Source organism: Ensifer meliloti (genome assembly GCF_030064585.1).
GTDB lineage: Bacteria > Pseudomonadota > Alphaproteobacteria > Rhizobiales > Rhizobiaceae > Sinorhizobium > Sinorhizobium meliloti.
In genome coordinates this window covers 748,298-770,984 of the sequence record NZ_CP120364.1, presented here as the reverse complement: position 1 = coordinate 770,984, position 22,687 = coordinate 748,298, and the positions used below count along the sequence as shown (strand labels likewise).

20 protein-coding genes are annotated in these 22,687 nt (G+C 63.8%); 15 read left to right on the top strand and 5 right to left on the bottom strand.

Features of this window, described 5'->3' with window-relative positions; translation table 11 throughout:
- Positions 1-12: 12 nt before the first annotated feature.
- Entirely contained in the window at positions 13-873 is an 861-nt protein-coding gene (locus tag PZL22_RS03510; RefSeq protein WP_003529466.1) for a CoA transferase subunit A, read from the bottom strand.
- Between the two features lie 130 nt (positions 874-1,003).
- Here PZL22_RS03510 and PZL22_RS03505 point away from each other — a divergent pair, with 130 nt between their 5' ends.
- Positions 1,004-1,759: an IclR family transcriptional regulator gene (locus tag PZL22_RS03505; protein ID WP_003529468.1), complete on the top strand. Its 756-nt coding sequence runs from the start codon at positions 1,004-1,006 to the stop codon at positions 1,757-1,759.
- A gap of 122 nt (positions 1,760-1,881) precedes the next feature.
- Here the strand turns inward: PZL22_RS03505 and ggt are convergent, their stop codons facing one another.
- Together ggt and PZL22_RS03495 are read right to left on the bottom strand one after the other, a co-directional pair.
- Complete coding sequence (gene ggt / locus PZL22_RS03500) at positions 1,882-3,627, bottom strand: gamma-glutamyltransferase (RefSeq protein WP_284718487.1); 1,746 nt, start codon at positions 3,625-3,627, stop codon at positions 1,882-1,884.
- Positions 3,628-3,836: 209 nt separating this feature from the next.
- On the bottom strand, positions 3,837-4,517 hold the full coding sequence (locus PZL22_RS03495) for a sulfite oxidase-like oxidoreductase (RefSeq protein WP_153405068.1): 681 nt from the start codon (positions 4,515-4,517) through the stop codon (positions 3,837-3,839).
- Positions 4,518-4,671: 154 nt separating this feature from the next.
- On the opposite strand from PZL22_RS03495, the gene pobA reads away from it, so the two are divergent.
- The 3 genes from pobA to PZL22_RS03480 all read left to right on the top strand — a co-directional run bounded on the left by pobA (position 4,672) and on the right by PZL22_RS03480 (position 8,890).
- Entirely contained in the window at positions 4,672-5,844 is a 1,173-nt protein-coding gene (gene pobA / locus PZL22_RS03490; protein ID WP_003529476.1) for a 4-hydroxybenzoate 3-monooxygenase, read from the top strand.
- A gap of 91 nt (positions 5,845-5,935) precedes the next feature.
- On the top strand, positions 5,936-6,856 hold the full coding sequence (locus tag PZL22_RS03485) for a LysR family transcriptional regulator (RefSeq protein ID WP_003529478.1): 921 nt from the start codon (positions 5,936-5,938) through the stop codon (positions 6,854-6,856).
- A 144-nt stretch (positions 6,857-7,000) separates the two neighbouring features.
- On the top strand, positions 7,001-8,890 hold the full coding sequence (locus PZL22_RS03480) for a bifunctional sugar phosphate isomerase/epimerase/4-hydroxyphenylpyruvate dioxygenase family protein (protein WP_003529480.1): 1,890 nt from the start codon (positions 7,001-7,003) through the stop codon (positions 8,888-8,890).
- 73 nt (positions 8,891-8,963) lie between these two features.
- Here the strand turns inward: PZL22_RS03480 and pcaQ are convergent, their stop codons facing one another.
- Positions 8,964-9,905 (bottom strand): pca operon transcription factor PcaQ, encoded by a 942-nt coding sequence (pcaQ, locus tag PZL22_RS03475; RefSeq protein WP_003529482.1) that lies wholly within the window; start codon positions 9,903-9,905, stop codon positions 8,964-8,966.
- Positions 9,906-9,999: 94 nt separating this feature from the next.
- On the opposite strand from pcaQ, the gene pcaD reads away from it, so the two are divergent.
- The 5 genes from pcaD to PZL22_RS03450 all read left to right on the top strand — a co-directional run bounded on the left by pcaD (position 10,000) and on the right by PZL22_RS03450 (position 13,748).
- Positions 10,000-10,806: a 3-oxoadipate enol-lactonase gene (gene pcaD / locus PZL22_RS03470; protein ID WP_003529484.1), complete on the top strand. Its 807-nt coding sequence runs from the start codon at positions 10,000-10,002 to the stop codon at positions 10,804-10,806.
- Positions 10,803-11,207, top strand: a complete 405-nt coding sequence (pcaC, locus tag PZL22_RS03465) for a 4-carboxymuconolactone decarboxylase (RefSeq protein ID WP_003529485.1) — start codon at positions 10,803-10,805, stop codon at positions 11,205-11,207. The genes pcaD and pcaC overlap by 4 nt, the downstream gene beginning before the upstream one ends.
- Positions 11,208-11,223: 16 nt before the next feature.
- The gene (gene pcaH, locus PZL22_RS03460; RefSeq protein ID WP_003529486.1) at positions 11,224-11,985 is read left to right on the top strand and encodes a protocatechuate 3,4-dioxygenase subunit beta; all 762 of its coding nucleotides are present in this window, start codon (positions 11,224-11,226) and stop codon (positions 11,983-11,985) included.
- A 10-nt stretch (positions 11,986-11,995) separates the two neighbouring features.
- Complete coding sequence (pcaG, locus tag PZL22_RS03455; RefSeq protein WP_003529487.1) at positions 11,996-12,610, top strand: protocatechuate 3,4-dioxygenase subunit alpha; 615 nt, start codon at positions 11,996-11,998, stop codon at positions 12,608-12,610.
- An 82-nt stretch (positions 12,611-12,692) separates the two neighbouring features.
- Complete coding sequence (locus PZL22_RS03450; RefSeq protein ID WP_003529488.1) at positions 12,693-13,748, top strand: 3-carboxy-cis,cis-muconate cycloisomerase; 1,056 nt, start codon at positions 12,693-12,695, stop codon at positions 13,746-13,748.
- A gap of 13 nt (positions 13,749-13,761) precedes the next feature.
- Here PZL22_RS03450 and PZL22_RS03445 read toward each other — a convergent pair whose 3' ends face one another.
- The gene (locus tag PZL22_RS03445) at positions 13,762-16,389 is read right to left on the bottom strand and encodes a malto-oligosyltrehalose synthase (RefSeq protein WP_284718486.1); all 2,628 of its coding nucleotides are present in this window, start codon (positions 16,387-16,389) and stop codon (positions 13,762-13,764) included.
- A gap of 180 nt (positions 16,390-16,569) precedes the next feature.
- Here PZL22_RS03445 and msuE point away from each other — a divergent pair, with 180 nt between their 5' ends.
- The 6 genes from msuE to PZL22_RS03415 all read left to right on the top strand — a co-directional run bounded on the left by msuE (position 16,570) and on the right by PZL22_RS03415 (position 22,648).
- On the top strand, positions 16,570-17,127 hold the full coding sequence (gene msuE, locus PZL22_RS03440; protein ID WP_003529492.1) for an FMN reductase: 558 nt from the start codon (positions 16,570-16,572) through the stop codon (positions 17,125-17,127).
- A gap of 88 nt (positions 17,128-17,215) precedes the next feature.
- Positions 17,216-18,565, top strand: coding sequence for an LLM class flavin-dependent oxidoreductase (locus PZL22_RS03435; protein WP_003529494.1), 1,350 nt, complete (start codon positions 17,216-17,218; stop codon positions 18,563-18,565).
- A gap of 16 nt (positions 18,566-18,581) precedes the next feature.
- Complete coding sequence (locus tag PZL22_RS03430) at positions 18,582-19,427, top strand: ABC transporter permease (protein WP_127515780.1); 846 nt, start codon at positions 18,582-18,584, stop codon at positions 19,425-19,427.
- A gap of 96 nt (positions 19,428-19,523) precedes the next feature.
- A complete protein-coding gene (locus PZL22_RS03425) occupies positions 19,524-20,516 on the top strand; it encodes an ABC transporter substrate-binding protein (protein WP_003537464.1) in 993 nt (330 codons plus the stop codon).
- A 10-nt stretch (positions 20,517-20,526) separates the two neighbouring features.
- Positions 20,527-21,297, top strand: coding sequence for an ABC transporter ATP-binding protein (locus tag PZL22_RS03420; protein ID WP_003537466.1), 771 nt, complete (start codon positions 20,527-20,529; stop codon positions 21,295-21,297).
- 178 nt (positions 21,298-21,475) lie between these two features.
- Positions 21,476-22,648, top strand: coding sequence for an ABC transporter substrate-binding protein (locus tag PZL22_RS03415; RefSeq protein ID WP_284718485.1), 1,173 nt, complete (start codon positions 21,476-21,478; stop codon positions 22,646-22,648).
- The last annotated feature ends 39 nt before the right edge of the window (positions 22,649-22,687 follow it).

The window sequence follows — 22,687 nt, the reverse complement described above, 5'->3', positions numbered from 1 at the left end:
TCTTTCTTCCCCTCAAGCAACCTTGGCCGCGGTCTTCGCGGCGTGGCGGGCGAAGTCCTCGGGCTTTGCGGCAAGGACGTTCTCCCTGATCCATGCGGTGAAGGTCTCCCGGTCGCGGGCAATCTCGTCCCAACGGATGTAGAAGGCGTTGGAGCGGGGATAGTAGCCATGCGCATAGGACGGGAAGGCGCCGCCCGGCACATGCGCGACGGCAGTCACCGCCCAGCCCGGCAGCACCACCGAATTGGGCGAGGGCGGTGAGAGTTCGTCGACGATCTCCTCGACCGTCACGATCGAGCGCCTGGCGGCGAGCACCGCTTCCTTCTGCACTCCGACGATCCCCTCGATCAGGACGTTGCCGTTGCGGTCGGCACGCTGGGCATGGATGATCGTTACGTCCGGGCGGATTGCAGGCACCGCGGCGAGCACCTCGCCGGTGAAGGGGCAGGTCACGCTTCTGATATTGAGGTTCACCTTAGGCAGGTCGGCGCCGATATAGCCGCGGAAGGCCGCAAAAGGCAGGTTCGCGGCACCCGCCTCATAGGCATTGGCCATGGCCGCATGCGAATGCTCCTCGATCTCGAGCTGTCGCGGCCATTGGTTCTCGACCGCATCGCGAAAGCGGTGCAGCGAGCCGACGCCCGGATTGCCGCCCCAGGAGAACTTCATGCCCCGTGCCGCACCGACTCCGATCAGCTGGTCGTAGAGGATGTCGGGCGTCATGCGCACGAGGAACAGGTCCTTCCGGCCCTGGCGAATCACCTCGTGCCCCGCGGCGTAGGGGATCAGGTGCGTGAAGCCCTCCATCGCAACAGTATCGCCGTCTCTGACATTCTCCTCTACCGCCTCGGCGAGAGACATTATCCGCGCCATCGTTTTCCTCCGGTGATGTTCGAGCCGAATAAGCGCCTGTTCTTCGCAAGCGTCAATTTACTTCGTGCGGTATTTGACATTTGTTCGTATATCGCACAGAAAAGGAGGCCAGAGACCGGCAGGAGGCACAATGCGTGAAACGGATTTCGTCAGCGGCTTTGCACGCGGTTTGAAGGTGATCGAAGCCTTCGGCGAGGTGCAGCCGCGGCTTTCGATTGCCGATGCCGCGAAGATCACCGGGCTCGACCGGGCGACCGTCAGGCGATCTCTGCTGACGCTTTCGCAGCTTGGTTACGCCGGTTACGACGGCAAGTTCTTCACGCTCACACCGAAGATCCTGAGGCTCGGCCATGCCTATCTTTCGGCGACGCCGCTGCCGACCATCGTCCAGCCTTACCTGGACCAGCTCGCAGAAAAGGCCGGGCAGAGTGCCTCCGCCTCGGTGCTCGACGGCACCGAGATCGTCTATGTGGCACGCGCGTCGCAGCGCCGGGTGATGTCGATCAACCTGACGCCCGGCTCGCGTCTTCCCGCCTACTGCGCCTCGATGGGGCGGGTGTTGCTTGCCTCATTGCCCGAGGCCGAGGCACGCGACATTCTCGGACGTTCCGAATTGAAGGCGAACACACCGCTGACGCGAACCGATCCGGAAGAGCTTTTGGCGGAATTGCGGCGGGTTCGCGACGAGGGCTATGCGATCATCGACCAGGAACTGGAGCTCGGCCTCTGCTCGATCGCGGTACCGGTCGCCAATGATCGCGGGCAGGTGCTGGCGGCCCTAAATATCGGCGCATCTGCCGCCCACGTGCCGGCCCGCGAGATGGCCGAGCGCTTTCTGCCGCTGCTCAGGGAAACACAAGCCGCGTTGCGGCTTGTGTTTCGCTAGATCACGATGATTCTGGCTCGAGTCGGCCTAGAATCATGAACGTGATGGATTCAATAGGTTAGAACGGTATGCGGGCGGAAAACCGCACACACTTTTCCTCATCCCGCTCTAGCCATCGCCCCTCAATATCCCCGCGCAGCACCTGCGCCGATGCGGCTGTCGACGGCGCCGTTGTAGCGGGCGCCGCCGCCAGCCTCGATCTCGGCGACGTTCTCGCCGCCGACGAGGATGCCCGCTGCCTGGCCCCAGATCATCCAGTTCTCGTCGACCTGAACGTCATGGCCCATGGCGGAAAGCAGTTTGCGCGTATCGGGCGAAAGAGCATAGGGCTCCATGAAGACCTTGTCCGGAAGCCACTGATGGTGGACTCGCGGCGCGTCGACGGCCTCCTGAATGTTCATGCCGTGGTCGATCACGTTGATGATCGCTTCCAGCGTGATGGTGATGATGCGGGCGCCGCCGGGGCTGCCGATCACCATGAACGGCTTGCCGTCCCTGGAGATGATCGTCGGGCTCATCGATGAAAGCGGCGTCTTGCCGGCTTCGATCGCATTCGCCTCGCCCTGCACGAGTCCATAGAGATTGGGGGTGCCCGGCTTGGCGGTGAAATCGTCCATCTCGTTGTTGAGGAGAATACCCGTGCCGGGCGCGACGACGCCCGCGCCGAAGGAGCCGTTCAGCGTGTAGGTCACCGCGACCGCATTCCCCTCGTCGTCGATGATGGAATAATGGGTCGTCTCCTTGCTTTCGGTAAAGCCCGCCGGCATCAGCTCCTGGGAAACGCCGGCCTTGAAGGGGTCGATCTTGGCGCGGATTTCTTTCGCGTAGCTCTTGTCGACGAGCTTTGCGACCGGGTTCTCGACGAAGGCCGGATCGCCGAGCGCGGTGTTGCGATCCACATAGGCGTGGCGCATCGCCTCGATCATCGCATGCACCGTCTCGGCAGAGCCATAACCGAGATAGGAGAGCGGATAGCCTTCGAGGATGTTGAGGATCTCGCAGATGATCAATCCGCCTGACGATGGCGGCGGCGAGGAGACGATGTCATAGCCGCGGTAGTTGCACTTGACCGGCTCGAGCTCGCGGACCTGATAGCGTTCGAAATCCTCCTTGGCGAGAATGCCGCCCTTATCCGCGCTCGCCTTGACGATCGCGTCGGCGATCGCACCCTTGTAGAAGGCGTCCGTGCCTTTTTCGGCGATGCTCGAAAGCGAAGCGGCAAGATCGGTCTGGACCAGCCGGTCACCGGCTGCAAAAGGCTTGCCGTCCGGCTTCAGGAAGATCGCGGCGGCAGCCGGATCCCTGGCGAGCCGCTCGGTCTCGCCGTCGAAAGACTCGATATCGCCGTGTTGGAGCACGAAGCCTTCTCGCGCGAGCTCGATCGCCGGATCGATCAGTTCCTTCAGCGGCTTGGTGCCGTAACGGCTGAGCGCGAACTCGAAACCCATGACCGGTCCGGGCACGCCGACGGCGAGATAGCCTTCGGTGCTCAATCCCTCGACGAGATCGCCCTTGTCGTCGAGATACATGGTCTTGGTGGCGGCGAGAGGCGCGCGCTCGCGAAAATCGAGGAAGGTCGTCTTGCCGTCCTTGAAGCGGATGGTCATGAAGCCGCCGCCGCCGATGTTGCCGGCGGTAGGGTAGACGACGGCGAGGGCATAGCCGACCGCAACCGCCGCATCGATCGCATTGCCGCCCTTCTTGAGGACCTCGACGCCGATGTCGGATGCAAGATGCTGGGCGGTCACGACCATGCCGTGCTCTGCCTTGACCGGCTCCGGCGAGGCCGCCAGGCCCTGCCGCGGTGCGAACGTACTCAGCGCGACGATCAGGGTAATGGATAGGGATTTCAGGCAGGGACTGCGCATGCTTTCCTCCCGGACAGGAATGTTGGCTTCAAGTTCGGCGCGGGGCGTTACCGTCCCCTCAACCGGGGACTGTAGCATCAAAAATTACGAGTTACAGTCGAAGACGGAGCGTTAGAGCATTTCCGCTTTTCTCCGAATCGCGGAAACTCTCTTCTTTCCGAAATTCCGGGCGGAAAACCGCACACACTTTTCCTCATCCCGCTCCAGCGTCAATCGCCGGAATAGCGCTCCTCCAGCCACGGGTCGCCCCGCATGTGGTAGCCGTTCCGCTCCCAGAAGCCTGCCGAATCGGCCGCGCGGAAATCGATGCGCTGCAGCCATTTGGCGCTTTTCCAGAAATAGAGATGCGGGACCACCAGGCGCATCGGCCCACCATGGGCCCGCGTGATCGGCGCGCCTTCCCAGGCAGTCGCGAGGATCGCGTCCTCGGCGGCAAAATCGGCGAGCGGCAGGTTGGTGGTGTAGCCGTCAAAGCTCGTCAGCATGACATAGGCGGCCTCGGGCTTCGGCATGACGCGATCGAGGAGGTCGCGCGTGGATACACCGTGCCAATTGTTGTCGTAGCGCGACCAGGTCGTCACGCAGTGGATGTCCGACAGGCTGTCGCTCTGAGGCAGCGCCTGGAAGGCGTTCCAGTCGAGCGAGAGCGGGTTCTCGACGAGGCCGGTGACGTCGAGCCGCCACGTCTCGTGGGTCAGGTGCGGCTGCTGCCCGAGATCGAGAACCGGCCAGTCCCTGACGAGATGCTGACCGGGCGGCAGGCGGTCCGTCTCAGGACGGGCAATGCGGCCGGTGAGAAACTTGCCGTCGGCCGCCCAGCGGCGCTTCGTGGAAGTCAGCTTGGTTTCCGGCGCCTGTGTTTCGTCGGCCACGACTGCTCTCTCCTGCATGTTTTCTTTGATCGTATCGCGATTGACGGAAAAAAGCATGCAGCAGATCAAAGCGCTACAGCCGAGCCGCCGGCGATGTACGATATCTGTAAGAATTCGCGTGCCGATTCCGGCGGGACAGCTGCAATTTCCTGGGGGAAGTGGGAGGACAATCATGCGCACTCAGGTCGTCATCATCGGCTCCGGGCCTTCGGGGCTCCTGCTCGGGCAATTGCTGACCGAAGCGGGGATCGCCAATGTTATCCTCGATCGCGCGACCAAAGCTCACATTCTCGGCCGTGTGCGCGCCGGCGTTCTGGAGGAAGGCACGGTGCGGCTGATGGAGGAGGCGGGCTGCGGCGCCCGCATGCATGCCGAGGGCCTGCCGCATGACGGCTTCTCGCTCGCCTTCGACGGGCGCGACCATCGCATCGACCTCTTTGGCCTGACCGGCGGAAGGCGGGTGATGATCTACGGGCAGACGGAACTCACCCGCGACCTGATGGACCATCGCGAACGGGTCGGGGCGCTCTCGATTTACGAAGCGGCGAACGTGATGCCGCGGGATTTCGACGGGCGGACGCCGCATGTCGCCTATGAGAAGGACGGGATCGCGCAGCGCATCGACTGCGACTTCATTGCCGGCTGCGACGGCTTTCACGGTGTCAGCCGACGTTCCCTGCCGGAAAAGGCCATCCGCAATTTCGAGAAGATCTACCCCTTCGGCTGGCTCGGCATCCTTGCCGACGTGCCGCCGGTCGACCACGAACTGGTCTATGCCAACCACCCGCGCGGCTTCGCGCTCTGCTCGATGCGCTCGCACACGCGCAGCCGCTATTACATCCAGTGTCCGCTCGAGGAGAAGATCGAGGACTGGGACGATCAGCGCTTCTGGGACGAATTGCGCCGCCGCCTGCCCGCCCATCACGCCGAGCGCGTGGTCACGGGGCCCTCCTTCGAGAAGTCCATCGCGCCGCTCCGCTCCTTCGTCGCCGAGCCGATGCGGTTCAATCGGCTGTTCCTGGCGGGTGACGCCGCCCATATCGTTCCGCCGACCGGCGCCAAGGGCCTGAACCTCGCGGCGAGCGACGTGCACTATCTGTTCGAGGGATTGCTCGAACACTATCAGGACCGCTCGAATGCCGGCATCGACGCCTATTCGGCCCGCGCGCTCGCCCGTGTCTGGAAGGCGGTGCGCTTCTCCTGGTGGATGACGACAATGCTGCACCGCTTTCCGGAGACCAGCGACTTCGACCAGAGAATCCAGGAGGCGGAACTCGACTATCTCACCCATTCGCGCGCGGCGGCGACCGCGCTCGCGGAGAATTACGTGGGGTTGCCGTTTTGAGGCCGCGCGCAAACCTTCCTGGACGCTACTTGCGCGGGGATACCGGCTCTGCTCGACTGTCGCCGGTGAGGCAGCTGCCAGGGAGGGTGCGATGGGGCTTACGCTACGCCAGATCGAAGTGATCCGGGCGGTGATGATCGCCGGCACCATCGCCGGCGCGGCGCGTCTGATGAATGTCGCCCAGCCGGGCGTCAGCCGGACTATGAAGCATATCGAAAGCGCGCTGGGGATAAAGCTCTTCGTCAAGAAGGCCGGCCGTTACGTGCCGACCGACGAAGCGCGCGACATCTTCGCCCAGCTCCAGGAAGTTCATCGCAAGGTCGACGACCTGCAATTCTCCATCGGCCAACTGGAGCGCGGACGAGGTGTGGAACTCGCGCTCGGCTCGGTGCCGAGCATTGCGAATGCGATGATGCCGCAAGCCATCGCCGGGCTCATGCGGCGTTATCCGGACATCCGCATCAATTTCGATATTCTGAGGATAGAGGAGGCGATCGATTACCTGTTGCTCGGCAAGGGAGAGCTGGTCGCGATGAGCTATCATCTCACCCATCCTTCGATCACTTTCGAGCCCCTGTCCAAAGGGCACCTCGTCTGCATCGCCGCCAGGGAGCATCCGATTGCCGGGCGGTCCAGGATTTCCGCCCGCGAGATCGCCGAGCATCCGCTCATCGGTATCGACCCGCGCGATCCCTACGGGGCGATAATGGCGGGCATATTCGAGAGGGAGAAGCTCGAATATCGTACCCCGATCAGGGCGCGTTTCGGCACGACGGTTTGTGCGCTGGTCAAGCGGAATCTGGGCATCGCGGTCATCGACGCCTTCACCGTGGGCGGTATGGCCGACCAGGGACTGGCCGTCATTCCGATCAGCGAGGACACGGAGTTCCAGACCTATGTCGCCTATCGCGCCGACGCCGCGCTGTCCAGCTATGCCGAGCGGTTGGTGACGACGCTGCGCCGCGTCATGGACGACTCGACCGGCCGTTCGCGTGGCGGCCGAGATGCATAACAAAACGGTATGGAGGACGGAAAAAACGGTATTTGCGGTATAGGTAAGAAGTGACCATCATCGAGCCTTCGACGCTACGCCTTTTCCGGAAGCAAGCCGGCCCTGACACCCGGCAAAGGACGAGGCCAGCGAGAGGAGATCGGCATGAAGACCTCGATCGCGACCGTTTCGATCAGCGGCACTCTTTCGGAGAAGCTCGCCGCCGTCGCTGCGTCAGGCTTCGATGGCGTGGAGATATTCGAGAACGATTTCCTGACCTTCGACGGTTCGCCGGCGGAGGTCGGCCGCATGGTCCGCGATCACGGGCTGGAGGTGACGCTTTTTCAGCCGTTCCGCGATTTCGAAGGTCTGCCGGAACCGCACCGGTCGCGTGCTTTCGACCGGGCGGAGCGCAAGTTCGACGTGATGCAGGAGCTTGGAACGGAACTGATGCTCGTCTGTTCCAGCGTTTCCCCGCTCGCATTGGGCGGCATCGACCGCGCTGCCGACGATCTGCGGGAGCTGGGCGAGAGGGCGGCCAGGCGCGGCTTGCGCGTCGGCTACGAGGCGCTTGCCTGGGGCCGACATGTCAACGATCATCGGGATGCTTGGGAAATCGTGCGGCGGGCGGACCACCCGAATATCGGGCTGATCCTCGACAGTTTCCACACCCTGTCGCGCAATATCGACCTGCGGTCGATCCACTCCATTCCGGGGGACCGCATCTTCATCGTTCAGCTCGCGGACGCGCCGCGGATCGAGATGGATCTGCTTTATCTCAGCCGCCATTTCCGCAACATGCCCGGCGAAGGCGATCTTCCCGTCGTCGATTTCATGCAGGCTGTCGCCGCGACCGGCTATGACGGCGCCCTGTCGCTCGAAATCTTCAACGACCAGTTCCGGGGCGGATCACCCAGGGCGATCGCCGAGGACGGGCATCGTTCGCTGGTCTATCTGATGGATCGGGTCAGGCGGCGCGAGCCGGTGGCGAAGGGCGCGCTGGCGATGCCCGACCGGGTGGAGGTGCTGGGCGTCGAATTCGTGGAATTCACCGCCGATCGGGCGGAGGCGGAGACGCTCGGCTCGCTTCTGGGAACCATGGGTTTTCACGCCGTCGCCTCTCATCGCGAGAAATCGGTGACGCTATGGCGCCAGGGTCGCGATCATGGAGGCGTAAACATTGTCATCAACACCGAGCAGCAGGGCTTCGCTCATTCGAGCTACCTGGTGCACGGGGCATCGGCCTATGCGGTCGGCCTGAAAGTACCCGATGCCTCCGCCGCCATCGAACGCTCTCGCGCGCTCGGCGCCGAAATATTTCTGCCCGAGGCGAACGAAGGCGAGGGGGCGATGGCCGCAATCCGCGGCATTGGCGGCGGGTTGATCTATTTCCTGGACGAGGCCGACGACGTCTGGTCGCGCGAGTTCGTCTGGTCGGGGGCGACGCCCCAAGGCGCATCGCCGCTCCTCGCCATCGACCATGTGGCGCAATCCATGCAGGCGGAGGAGCTCCCGAGCTGGCTGCTCTTCTACACGTCTATCCTCGATGCCGACAAATTGGCAGAGGTCGATATCGTCGATCCCGCCGGTCTGATCCGCAGCCAGGTCGTTGAGAATGCGAGCGGGACGCTTCGGCTGACGTTGAACGGAGCGGACAACCACCGCACGCTGGCAGGCCACTTCATCGCAGAGAGCTTTGGCTCGGGTGTCCAGCATGTGGCCTTCCGCACCGACGATATCTTTGCAGCCGCCGACCATATGCTCCGCAGCGGCTTTCGCCCATTGGCAATCTCGCGCAACTATTACGACGACATCGAGGTGCGGTTCGGGCTCGAACCTGACTTCGTCGACCGGCTCAGGGATGAGAGCATCCTCTATGACCGCGATGAGGATGGCGAGTATTTCCAGATCTACGGCCCGACCTATGGAGAAGGCTTCTTCTTCGAAATTGTCGAGCGGCGCGCCGGTTATCGCGGCTACGGCGCAGCCAACGCGCCCTTCCGCATCGCCGCCCAGAAACGCTCGCTTAGGCCCGCCGGGATGCCGGCCCTTTAGGTTCTTCCCGCGAGTCGTCTCCCCTTGTGGGGGAGATGCCCGGCAGGCCAGAGGGGGTTCGATAACCCCAGTGCTAGGCCGTCCTCTTTGCTTCCGCAGCCATCGCCGTCCCCGCCGCTTCACGCAGCGTCTGCATCAGGATCGAGAGCGGCAGCGACGGGATCGCGTCGGTGCGCATGGTAAGCCCGACGGGTCCCCTCGTCTCGCTCGTGTCGACCGGCAGCGCCGCCAATACGCCATCCGCGATATCCGTGGCGACGACGCCCGCCGATATGATCCAGATGGCGTCGCTGGAGCGTACGAAGGCCCGGCCGAAGGAGTCGGAAACGGTCTCGATCTGGTTCGGCAGGCCGGCAATGCCGTTGGCGATCAGGAAATGCTCGACGAAGGGGCGGATGATCGAGGCGCGGGTAGGCATCAGCACCGGATAGTCGCTCAGATGCGCGAATAAAGACTGCCTGCCGGAGATGAGCGGATGCCCGGCCCGCACCGCGAAGACCACCTGTTCCGAGTAGAGATGCTCGAACGAAAATCCGGTCATCTTGTCCGGAGCGGCGAGCCTGCCGACGACGAGGTCGAGATCGCCGATGCGCAATTGTTCGAGAAGCACTGCGTTTTCACCGGTGACGATCTTGATGCGTGCGCCGGTCTTCTCTTTCAGGAAGAGCGCGATGGCGCGCGGCATGATGCGGGTCGAAACGGTCGGAAGCGCACCGACGCGGATCGGCGGGCCTTCGCCGGACCGCTCCTGCGAGACGGAATCGAGGCCTTGGCGCAGCGCCGTCAGCGCGGCGCCAGCATGGCGCAGAAAGACCTCGCCGTAGCGCGTGATCTTGATGCCACGCCCCTCGCGCTCGAAAACCGCGACGCCCAGAACCTCTTCGAGTTCCCGGATCGTCTTGGTGACCGCCGGTTGCGTGACATGCAGGAGTTCGGCCGCCTTCACCACGCTCTTCTGGCGCGCGACCTCGACAAATGTCTGCAGATGGCGAAACTTAACGCGAGCGTCGATCACGGATCGTATAACCCCCTGGTTAAGGGAAAGCCACGAAATATCATTTTACCTAACCGGATGAAACATCCAATTCTGACGACGGAGGAGAACTGCCGTGCAATTCACCCGCATCAACGACGTCACGATTCACTATCGCGTGGTTGGCGCGGTCACGGAAAAGCCCGCGCTCGTCTTCATCAACTCGCTCGGCACGGATTTCCGTATCTGGCGCGATGTCGTCCTCCGGCTGGCCGGCGATTTTGCCATCGTGCTCTATGACAAGCGTGGCCATGGGCTGTCCGATATCGGCCAGGTTCCCTATTCCATCGAGGACCATGCGACCGATCTCGCCGGACTCCTCGATCGCCTCGCCGTGAAACAGGCGATTGTTTGCGGACTTTCGGTGGGCGGTCTCATCGCGCAATCGCTCTACGGCCGCCGCCCCGACCTCGTGCGCGCGCTCGTGCTTTCCGGCACCGCCCACAAGATCGGCACCGTCGAGTTCTGGGACGCCCGCATCACGGCGATCGAGGCGCACGGCATCGAGGCGGTCGCCGATGGCGTGCTCGAACGCTGGTTCACCCCGGCCTTTCGGCGGCCCGAAAACCTCGCCTTCACCGGCTACCGCAACATGCTGGTCCGCCAGCCGGTGCCGGGCTACGTCGGCACCTGCGCCGCCATCCGCGACGCCGATTTCACGGAAGCCGCAGGCAGGATCGCGGTTCCGGTGCTCTGCGTCGTCGGCGACCAGGACGGTTCGACGCCGCCCGATCTGGTCCGCTCGACGGCCGATCTCATACCGGGCGCGCGCTTCGAAGTGATCCGCGGGGCGGGACATATACCCTGCGTCGAGCAGCCGGAAGCCTTGTCGTCGGTGCTGAGACGCTTCTTCCGATCCGTGTTGTCTGGAGGCAAACCATGAGCGACCTTGCGCCTTCCGGGCGCTACCGACAGGGAATGGCGACGCGCCGCGCCGTTCTAGGCGACAATCACGTCGACCGGGCGGCGTCGGCATCGACCGATTTCGACCGTCCTTTCCAGGAGCTGATCACCGAGGCGGCATGGGGGCATGTCTGGTCGCGTCCCGGCTGGACGAAGCGGGAGCGGTCGATCGTCACCATCGCCCTGCTTGCCGCTCTCGGACAGGACGAGGAGGTGGCCATGCATGTCCGCGCCACGGCCAATACCGGGGCGACGCGCGAGGATATTTGCGAGGCACTGCTGCATGTCGCCATCTATGCAGGCGTTCCGGCGGCCAATCACGCGATCAAGATCGTCAAGCAGGTGTTCGCGGAAATGGATGCCGGCACGGTTGCTCGATAGGCGAGGGAGAAGGACGATGCCCGACAATCAAAATGGCAGACGGAACGGCAAGCCCGAAACCGGCGCCTTTTTTGCCCGCGACCGCGCCTGGCACCCGCCGGCCTTCGCGCCCGGCTACAAGACCTCCGTGCTGCGTTCGCCGCAGAAGGCGCTGCTGTCGCTCGACGGCACGATATCGGAGATCACCGGACCGGTCTTCGGCCATTCGATGTTGGGCGAGCTCGACAACGACCTGATCCATAACTTCGCCAGTCCCGGTGAAAGTGCGATCGGCGAACGCATCATCGTCCATGGCCGCGTCCTCGACGAACGCGGCCATCCGGTTCATGGTGTGCTCGTCGAGTTCTGGCAGGCGAATGCCGGCGGACGCTACCGTCACAAGAAGGAAAGCTATCTCGCGCCGCTGGACCCGAATTTCGGCGGTTGCGGCAGAACGATCACCGACGAGGAAGGCCGTTACTGGTTCCGTACGGTCAGGCCCGGCGCCTATCCATGGCCGAACGGGGTCAACGACTGGCGGCCCGCCCATATCCATTTCTCGGTCTTCGGCCACGGTTTCGCCCAGCGCCTGATCACGCAGATGTATTTCGAAGGCGATCCGATGATCTGGAAATGTCCGATCGTCGGCACGGTCCCTGACCGCCGGGCGATCGAGCAGCTGATCGCGGCTCTCGACTGGGGCAACACCGTGCCGATGGATGCGCGCGCCTACAGGTTCGACATCGTGCTGCGTGGCCGCCGCTCGACCTTCTTCGAAAACCGGCCGGAAGGGAATTGAGGACGCACCGATGGTTCAGGATCTCAGCACCCTCAAGGAAACCGCGTCGCAGACGGCCGGACCCTATGTCCATATCGGCTTGACGCCGAATTTCTGCGGCATCGGCGGCGTATATGAGGGCGACCTCGGCGCTTCGATGGTCAACGACAAGACGCTCGGTCAGCGCATCACCGTGACCGGTCGCGTCATCGACGGCGCCGGAATGCCCCTCAGGGACGCACTTCTCGAAATCTGGCAGGCGGACGCAGCCGGGCTCTACAATTCCCCGTCGGAGCTGCGCGGTACGGCGGACCCGAACTTTACCGGCTGGGGACGCTCGCCGACGAGCGACGAGGGCGGCGTCTTCACTTTCGAGACGGTGAAGCCGGGCCGCGTTCCATTCCGCGACGGCCGGCTGATGGCCCCGCATATCAGCATCTGGATCGTCGCGCGCGGCATCAATATCGGCCTCCACACGCGCATGTATTTCCCAGACGAGGCGGCGGCGAACGCCGAAGATCCGCTGCTTGCCCGCATCGAGCACCGCCACCGGGCCGAGACGCTTGTCGCGGCGGGTCAGGCGCCTAATTATGTCTTCGACATTCATCTCCAGGGCGAGAAGGAAACGGTCTTCCTGGATATTTGATCGTTCGGCAGCCCGCCCCCGCGTTGCCGCATGCGTGTGAGGCTCCCTTCGAACCGAAGGGAGCGAGAGCTGGAGATGCGGCATGACCTATTCGGCCTTCGATCACCCCTATCTTTCCGGCCTTCTCGGAGACGAGGCGGTGGCGGCGGAATTCTCCGTCGTCGCCGATGTTCGCGCCATGTTGGCCTTCGAGGCGGCGCTTGCGCGTGCCGAGGCGCGCCACGGCGTCATCCCCGAAGCGGCCGCCAATCGCATTGCCGAGGCATGCCGTGGCTTCTCTCCGGACGTCGGCGCCATGCGCCGGGCAACTGCCATCGACGGTGTCGTCGTTCCCGAGCTCGTGCGACAATTGCGCCGGGCGGTCGGCGAAGAGGCGGCGGAACATGTCCATTTCGGAGCCACCAGCCAGGACGTGGTCGATACCAGCCTCATGCTGAGGCTGAAGGCGATCGCGGAACTTTTCTCCGGCCGGGTCGGCGACGTCGTGACGGCGCTCGAAGCTTGCGGGCGGCACTGGGGCGAGCGTGCGCTGACCGCCCATACGCGGATGCAGCCGGCGATCCCGATTACGGTGGCCGACCGACTGCGGAGCTGGATCGAGCCGCTGCTCGACCATCAGGACAGGCTGGATGCCACGGGCACGGACATTTTCGCGGTGCAGTTCGGAGGAGCCGCCGGCACGCTCGAAAAGCTCAAGGGCAAGGCCGACATCGTCCGCGCGACGCTGGCGGAGGAACTCGCGCTGGTCGACTGCCCGCAATGGCACAGCCAGCGCCTGCCGATCGCCGATTTCGCCCACCTCCTGTCGCTCGTCACCGGCAGCCTCGGCAAGTTCGGTCAGGACGTGGCGCTGATGGCGCAGGCGGGAGACGAGATCGTGCTTGCCGGCGGCGGCGGCTCCTCGGCCATGCCGCACAAGCAGAATCCGGTCGCCGCGGAGGTGCTGGTGACACTCGCCCGCTTCAACGCGACGCAGGTTTCCGCCATCCACCAGTCGCTGGTGCACGAGCAGGAGCGCTCGGGCTCCGCCTGGACGCTCGAATGGCTGATCCTGCCGCAGATGGTCGGCGCGACGGCGGCCGCATTGAGGCTCGCCGCCGAGCTCGCCGGCAATGTCCGGCGGCTGGGGCGGGTGTGAGGTTGATCCGTGCTCACGCCTCGACCAGCAAGGCGACGGGGAAGTCCCGTAGAACGTCCGCCACGGCAAGAAGAGGCCGAGGCTCGGTGACGCCGCCGGTCAGGAGATTGCACATGGGCTTGAATTGGCAGCCCTCGGGCCAGGCGAGGAAGGTGTTTCGCCACAGTTCCGGACGGATGGACAGGCGACCGTCTGGCGTCTGGCCGAAGACAAGCCGCGGGACGACTGTGAGCGCAAAGCCATCCCTGCTGCGACGCATGAAAGCGGCTGCGTGGCGGGCACCCGGACCTTCGACGCGCACTGCGCGGTATTCGCCTCCCGCAAGACAATCCGCGCCGCGCCCCCGGCGATAGTTCAGGCCTATTGAGATCAGCCTCTGCTTGCAGTCCTCGAAATCGCCGATCGTCGGCGCTTGGGGTAGCTGGGAAAGCGAGCCGCGCGGTGAAAAGCCGCGGCGGTTGTCGGGATCGACGAGGGAAAGGTCGATGCGTTCGCTGCCCTGATAGATATCGGGAATGCCGGGCGCGGTGAGCTTCACCAGCGCTTGCGAGAGGCTGTTGATCAGCCCGGCATGGATGAACGGTCCGGCCGTTTTCTCGAAATCGCCGAGGAAAGACCGGTTATGCCGATCCAGGAGATCGCCGAGAAAGGCCTTGATCGCTGCTTCATAGCGCTCGTTCGGATCGTCCCAGCTCGTCCTGAGCTTTGCCTCCCGCAGCGCCTTCACGGCGAAATCGACCATCCGCTCGTGCAGGGAAATCAGGTCGTCTTCGTCACCAAGGGGCGCGATCGGCCAGACGCCGAGCAGGCTCTGATAGAGGAATTGCTCGACCGGAGCGTCCGGTTTCTCGCCGGCCGGGAGTCGGCCCATGCTTTCCGCATTCATCCCGTGCCAGCGGTCCACCGCTGCAGCCCAGACGTCCGGTGCCTCGCTGACGACGTGGAGCCGGGCGCGCGCATCCTCCCCCCGCTTGGTGTCGTGCGTGGAGGTAGCCGAAAGGCCGTGCGGCATCTGGCTTGCGCGATCCTGCATCATCGCATGAAAGCGGCCGACGCCGCCGGGCGTCCAGAAGGGGGAGGCACCCACCTCGTTCGCCGCGAGATAATCGCCTCTCCGATAGAAGAAGGTGTCCTCGACCGCCTTGGCCATGACTGCGCCGCTCAACTGCTGAAACCGCGTGCGGAATTCGGACCGCAGCTTGCCGTCCGCCGAGTCGACCGGCGCCCTGAGTGCGGAAACGATCGCTGCGATCTCGGCGCCGGCGCCGGGCGCGCGCGCCGCTGCCTTCGCTGCTATCCCGTCGAGGATGCGGCTGTCGCGCGCTCCGGCCCCCTGGTCGCCGACATAGGTCCGATAGACGGGCAGTGCCGCCATCAGCTGGCGAATGGCCACACCGGTCCGCACGTTCTGATCCGGAGCCCCATCGCCTGTGAAGCGAGCGGCCAGTCCGGTCAGCCGCCGGACTTCCGTATTGAAATTGCGGCCGAGGACCTGAAGCTTGCATCCCGTGACCGCCTCTTCGGCCGCGGATCGCCTTTCCTCGCCTGAAAGCCACGAAGACGGAGTGTCGTCGGAAAGAAGATCCGCGAGGGCCGATATGAACTCGTAGCCCGTGGCCCCCTCGACTGCCCAGGCCTCCGGCAGCGTTTCGTTCTCCCCGAGTATTTTCTCGACGATGATATAGGTGCCGTCGCCGGCCTCCCGGCGGAGCCGATCGAGATAGCCCTTCGGATCGGCCAGGCCGTCGATGTGGTCGATCCTGAGCCCATCGATCAGGCCTTCCCGGACGAGGGCGAGCGCGAGCCGGTGGGTCTCCGTGAACACCGCTTCATCTTCGACGCGCATGCCGATGAGGCCGGCGACCTCGAAAAACCGTCGGTAGCTGAGCTTGTCCCGGGCCGTCTGCCAGCTCATCAGCCGCCAGGATTGCATTCGATGCAGCCGGTCGAACTGCAGTGTGTCCGCGGAAAACCGCGCGAGACATTGGTCGAGCTCGGCCGCGATCGACGGCGTCGCGACGACAGAGGCGATTTCCGCGTGGAACTGTGCGGCGGTTTTCCGTTCGGCCGTGCCGGCGACAGCCGCGATCCTTTCGAGCGCGGCATTGCCGTTGCCCGGGATCGCCGCATAGCTGGTGGGATTGAGCGGATAGAGAGCCTCGTAATATCGAAGCGCCAGGCAGCGGTGCTCGTGGTCGTATGCAAGGCGCAGATTGCCGGCTGCGACCTCTTCCTCAAACGACTTTCCGAGGAAGGGGAGCGTGAGCGGCTCCCGCCAGTCGATGTCGAAATAGTCGGCAAATCCGCTAAGGCGGCCCCATTCGATCACGCTGTGCCACCAGTCATTCTCGAGATGCGCGGCCATGTGGTTCGGGACGATGTCCAGAACGAGACCGAGTTCTTCGGCTTTCAGCGCATGAGCGAGCCGCACAAATCCATCGTAGCCGCCCAGGGCCGGGTCGATCTCGTTGTAGTCGACGATGTCGTAGCCGTGGGCCGACCCGCGGACCGCGGTGAAAAGGGGCGAGGCGTAGAGGTGAGAGATGCCGAGCCCGACGAAGTGCGGGATCAACTCCACGGCTTTTGCGAAGTCCATCCCGTTGCGGAACTGGAGACGGTAGGTTGCGTCGGGCAGATGCATGGCGGTCTTGCACTTGTCTGGCGGTAACACCGCGGCCGGTGCTTTGTTCCCCGAGGGACGCCCCCAAAGCAAAGTCTTCTTGTTCGCGTATCGGGAATAGAATGGCGTTCCTTTAGTCTACTAAGATTATAGATTTTGATGAATACCACCGAAGCATGGATCTCACGGGGAGCTAAAGCGATGCCGCAGACACGAGTGGTGGGTATTTCAGGCAATATCACGCGTCCGTCCAGGACACGCGCCTTCGTGGACCATATCGTCCACCGGCTGGCGGTCGATGCCGGCGCGTCGGCGCAGACCTTCGATATCGAGGATTTCGGGGCGTCCCTGCTCCCTGCGAGAAGGCTCGACGAACTCGCGCCGGAGGCGCGTTATGTCGTCGGCCAGATACTTGCAGCCGACATCCTGGTGGTCGCGTCGCCGACCTTCAAGGGAAGCTATACCGGCCTCTTCAAGCACGTCTTCGACCTGCTCGATCCCTCCTCGCTCCGCGGCAAGCCCGTCATCCTCGCCGCGACCGGGGGCGGGGAACGCCACTCGCTGATGGTGGAGCATCAGTTGCGGCCACTGTTCGGCTTCTTCGAGGCATTGGCGATGCCGACTGCGATCTACGCCTCCGACAAGGACTTTGCCGACGGCGCTCTCGCCTCGGAGGCGATCCATGCCCGCGTCGGCAGGGCGGTCGGCGAGGCAACGCAGGCGCTCGCGCGCGCCGCCAGGGCAAGCTTGGCGGCCTAGCCGCAAATTCAATCACACCAACCCGGTTTGCGTCGGCTATCGAAGCGAAGTGACGCCGGCCCGTGAAGCAAATCCAACGGAGGCAGCAATGACCAGACAGATCAAGCTTGGAGCCTTTCTCCCCGGCGGCGGCCAGCATATTGCCGCGTGGAGGCATCCGGACGCTCCGGCAGACGGTGCCACGAATTTCGAATTCCACAGAAGGCTCGCCGAGACCGCGGAGCGCGGTCTGTTCGACGCCTATTTTCTCGCCGACAACCTCTCCGTCGGGCTCGGCGGCCGCGAAGGCGGCAATGCGAAGATCGCCGGTTTCGAGCCTGTCACCCTCTTTGCAGCACTCGCGCCGCTGACGACCCATCTGGGCTTCATCGCCACGGCGTCGACGACCTATGAGGAGCCCTACACGCTCGCCCGCAAGTTCGCCTCGCTCGACCTTCTTTCCAACGGGCGGGCAGGCTGGAACGTGGTCACCTCCGCCGGCGACGAGACGGCACGCAACTTCAACAGAGAAACCCAGCCGAGCCACGCCGACCGATACGAGCGCGCGCACGAGCACGTCGAGACCGTCAAGGCTCTGTGGGACAGCTGGGAAGATGACGCCTTCATCCGTGACAAGGCGACCGGCCGCTTCTTCGACGCCGGCCGGGTTCACGACATCGACCACAAGGGCAAGCATTTCAGCGTCAAAGGACCGCTGAACGCGCCGCGTCCCGTACAGGGGCACCCGGTCGTGGTGCAGGCGGGGCAATCCGAGGACGGACGCAGGCTAGCGGCGGTCAGCGCCGAGGTGATCTTCACCGCCCATCAGAACCTCGCTTCGGCGCAGGAATTCTACCGTGACATCAAGGCACGGGTGAAGCGCGCCGGGCGCAACCCCGAACATGTTCTGATCATGCCGGGGGTGGCCCCCTTCGTCGGCCGGACCGAAGAGGAGGCGCGCTCCAAATATGAAGAGCTGAATGCGCTGATCGTGCCGGAGGACGGCGTGGCGCTGTTGAATGGCTTGACCGGCGGCACGCTCGACCTGACGGGATATCCGCTCGATGGGCCCTTACCCGTCAGCAATGAGACAGAGGGGATGAAAAGCCGGCAGGCGCTGATCCGGAAGATCGCGGATGAGCATGGCTTCACCATCCGCCAGCTCTATCAGTGGATCGCGACCGCACGCGGTCACTACACCGTCGTCGGCAGCGCCGAGCAGGTCGCCGATCAGCTCGAGGAGTGGTTCCTGAGCGAAGCCGCCGACGGGTTCAACATCCTGCCGCCATGGCTTCCGGGCGCTCTCGACGATTTCGTCGATCTGGTCATCCCAATACTGCAGAGACGCGGCCTGTTCCGCACCGCCTATGAGGGGCGGACGCTGCGGGAAAATCTCGGTCTTCCCCGTCCGGCGAACCCGTGGACTTTGGCGCGCGCCACCGTTCAGGCGGCCGAGTAAGAGGGGAGACACGAAAATGAGCTTGCAGGAACTCGACAGGTCGATCATCCACGAAGGCGGCAGCGTCAGCGCAAAAACGGACGAGTATCTCCGCCGGTCAGGCGCCGCCGCCGGCAGCTGGCTGTCGCGCTACGGACTGCTGATCGCCTTTCTTGCGCTCTGGCAGGCGGCCAGCACCGCCGGCTGGATCAACCCGGCCGTGTTTCCGTCCGTCGCTGCCATCCTTTCCGCCCTGTGGACGGGAATTTCCGGTGGAGCATTGCTCGACGATATCGCGATCAGTCTTCAGCGCTCCGGCACCGCCTTCGTAGGCGCGGTAGTTCTGGCTATACCGCTCGGCCTCTTGATGGGGCAGGTGCGTGCGATCGAGAACGCACTCGATCCCGTCCTCCAGCTTTTCCGCCAGACGTCCGCGCTCGCTCTCTATCCGGTTTTCATCCTGCTTCTCGGACTCGGCGAGGCCTCGAAAGTCTTCGTCATCTTCTGGGCGACGCTCTTTCCGCTGCTCCTGAGCACCATCAGCGGGGTCAAGGAAGTGGATTCGAAGCTGATCGAGATGGCGCGGGTCTATGGCGCGTCGCGTCTCACTGTGTTCCGTCGCGTGGTTCTCCCGGGCGCCGTTCCTTCGATTTTCGTCGGCCTGCGCTTGAGTGCAACGACTGCCCTGCTGCTGCTCATCGCATCCGAGATGATCGGGGCCAACAAGGGCATCGGCTTCCAGGTCATGAACGCCCAGTACAATTTCCAGATTCCCCTGATGTTCGCGGCGATCTTCATTCTGGCCGGGCTCGGGCTCGTCTCCAACTACGCGCTGGTCTTTGCGCAGCGCCGCCTCTGCCGCTGGAGCGACGCCTCGAACTAGAGCAATTCCAGGAAAAGTGTGCAGCGGCTTTCCATCCGGAGTTGCGGCAAAACGGCCTCGACATTCGAAACTTCCAGATCACGGAAAAGGTGACACATGACGATTTCCATTCGCGCCCTCGCATTCGGCAGCCTGTTCTCGATCGGTCTTTCCAGCCTTGCGGCAGCAGAAGCTCCGGAACCGGTGACGCTCCGGTTCCTTGCGAGCCAGGGCAGCCTATCGCCGCACGAACTCGCCTATGAGCTCGGCTATTTCGACGACCTCGGCATCAAGCTCGAGAATGTCGGTTATGCGGGAGGCGGGCCCGCATCGCTGTTTGCGCTTGCCTCCGGCAGCGTCGACATCGGCTCGGCGGCGACCGCAGCCGTCATCAACTCGATCGCCGGCGGAAACGATTTCGTCGCGGCCTTTCCGACCAACGGAATCAACGAGCAGGTCAAGAGCATCTTCTACGTGCTCGACGACAGCCCGATCAGGACCATCGAGGATATCGCAGGTAAGACGATCGCGGTGAATACGCTCGGGGCGCATCTCGACTATGCGGTACGCGAGGCGCTGCACGGCAAGGGCTTGCCCGAAAACGCAGCGAACCTCGTCGTCGTACCCGGGCCGCAGCTCGAACAGACGCTCCGGTCGAACCAGGTCGACATCGCCGCCGTGGGATACTGGCAGGCGACCTTCAATGGCCAGATCGTCGATCACGGCGGGGTGCGCGCGGTCTTCGACGATACGGATGTGCTCGGTGAAATTGCAGGCGGTTTTGCGGTTCTCAGGCGGGATTTCGTGGAGAAGAATCCGGTCGCCGCCAGAAACTTCGTAGAACAGTCCGCGCGCGCCGCCGACTGGTCACGCGAGCATCCGGAAGAAGCGCGGGCCGTGCTGGACCGTATTCTGACCGAGCGCGGCGAAAACGGCGATCTCGCCAGGCATTGGACGGGATTCGGTCTGCGGAAGGGCGCGCAAGCGACCGAGCGGGATCTGGATTTCTGGATCGGCGTTCTCGAGCGCGAGGGCAGCCTGCCGCAGGGCAAATACAAGGCTTCCGATCTTCTGTTCCGGCCGGATGCGACGTCCGCCGCGGCGAATTGAGGTGGTGAAAATGGCTGAAGTCAGAAGCCTGCGCAGAGGGGAGGTGGCGCTGCGCGATCTCTCGAAATCCTTCCAGATCAACGGACGGCCGCTCAGCGTCCTAAGGAACCTCAATCTGGACATCCGGTCCGGGGAATGCCTTGCAATCGTGGGCGCAAGCGGATCGGGCAAGACGACATTGCTGCGGGTTCTTGCGGGTCTCGAGACGGCCGATGCGGGCCGGGTATTGATCGACGGCCGGCCGGTTTCCGGTGTGGGCAGGGAGCGGGCGGTCATCTTCCAGGAGCCGCGGCTGCTTCCATGGCTGACGGTCCTCGGCAATGTGGCGTTCGGCCTGAAGGTCCGAGGCGAGGATTCCGGACGCGCCGAGCAGCGTGCACGTCACTACATCTCGCTTGTCGGCCTTGCCGATTTCCAGGATGCCTATCCGAAACAGCTATCGGGTGGAATGGCGCAGCGCGTCGGGCTTGCGCGAGCGCTGACGGTAAAGCCCGAGATCCTGCTGCTCGACGAGCCGCTGGGCGCCCTCGATGCGATGACGAAACTGACGATGCAGCAGGAGCTCGAGCGCATCTGGCGGGAGGAGAACGTGACGATGGTTCTGGTCACGCACGATCTCGAGGAGGCCATCTATCTGGCGGATCGTGTCCTGATACTGCCGAAGCAAAAGGACGGAGCGCCGAGAGCGATCGACATCGACTTGCCCCGGCCGCGCGATCGCAGCGGCGCACGCTTCGTGCGCTACAGGCAGGAGCTGCTTCGGGAATTCGGACTGCACTAAGGCCCGCGCGCTTCCTCCATAATCCCCGCACAAAACAATAACCGGGGGATTATGGATTTCCGCCCATATTTCATTTTTGCATCACCGTTTGACATGGCAGACTGCCCGCTGTCGATCGCGATTGATGTAAAAGGAAGCGATGCCGGCCGGGAGTAGCGGACGTCGCGGGGGAGGAAATATGAGAAGGATCATTCTGGCCGCGCTCGCGGCTCTGGCAACGAGCGTCGCGGCGCAGGCGGATACGATCAAGGTCGGAGTCGTCGGGCCGTTTTCCGGTCCCTTTGCGCTGCAGGGCAAGAACTTCAAGGCGGGCATCGACGCCTATATGGCGGTGAACGGCGCCAAGGTCGGCGACGACGACATCGAGATCATCTACCGCGACGTGCCGCAGGCGGACCCGGCTCAGTCCAAGGCGCTGGCGCAGGAGCTGGTGGTAAAGGAAGGCGTGCAATATCTCGCCGGCTTCTATTTCACGCCCGACGCGATGGCCGTCACGCCGCTGCTCGAGCAGGCGAACGTGCCGCTGGTGATCATGAATGCCGCCACGTCGGCGATCGTCACCAAGAGCCCGCTCGTGGTGCGCACCTCCTTCACGCTTTGGCAGACATCCACGCCGATCGCCAAGGTGGCGAAGGATGCCGGCGTCTCGAAGATCATCTCGGTGGTCAGCGATTACGGCCCGGGTGTCGATGCGGAGAACGCATTCAAGGCCGGCTTCGAGGCGGTGGGCGGCGAGATCGTCGAGGCGATCCGCATGCCGCTCTCGACCAACGATTTCTCGCCGATCATGCAGCGCATCAAGGATTCCGGTGCCGAAGGCGTCTTCGCCTTCCTGCCGTCCGGCCCGACGACGCTCGGCTTCGTCAAGTCGTTCAACGAAAACGGCCTGAAGGATGGCGGCATCAAGTTCTTCGCGCCGGGCGACCTCACCCAGGAATCCGACCTGCCGGCGCTGGGCGACGCCGCGCTCGGCCTGCAGACGTCCTTTCACTATGCCGTTTCGCATGACTCACCGGAAAACAAGGCTTTCGTCGAGGCGGCCGGCAAGGCGATCGGCAATCCGGCCGAGCTCTCCTTCCCGGCGGTCGGGGCCTATGACGGCATGCATGTCATCTACAAGATGATCGAGGCGACAGGCGGCGAGCAGGATGCCCAGAAGGCGGTCGACGCCGTGAAGGGGCTCTCCTGGACAAGCCCCCGCGGGCCGGTCTCGATCGACCCCGAATCGCGCCATATCACCCAGAACATTTATCTGCGCGAAGTCGCCAAGGCCGATGACGGCACCTATTACAACAAGGAGATCCAGACCTTCGAGAAACAGGGCGATCCGGGTCTAGCCGCGGTGAAATGATCGGCGGCCCGCTGTATGCGACCGCTGCATCGTTGGTTT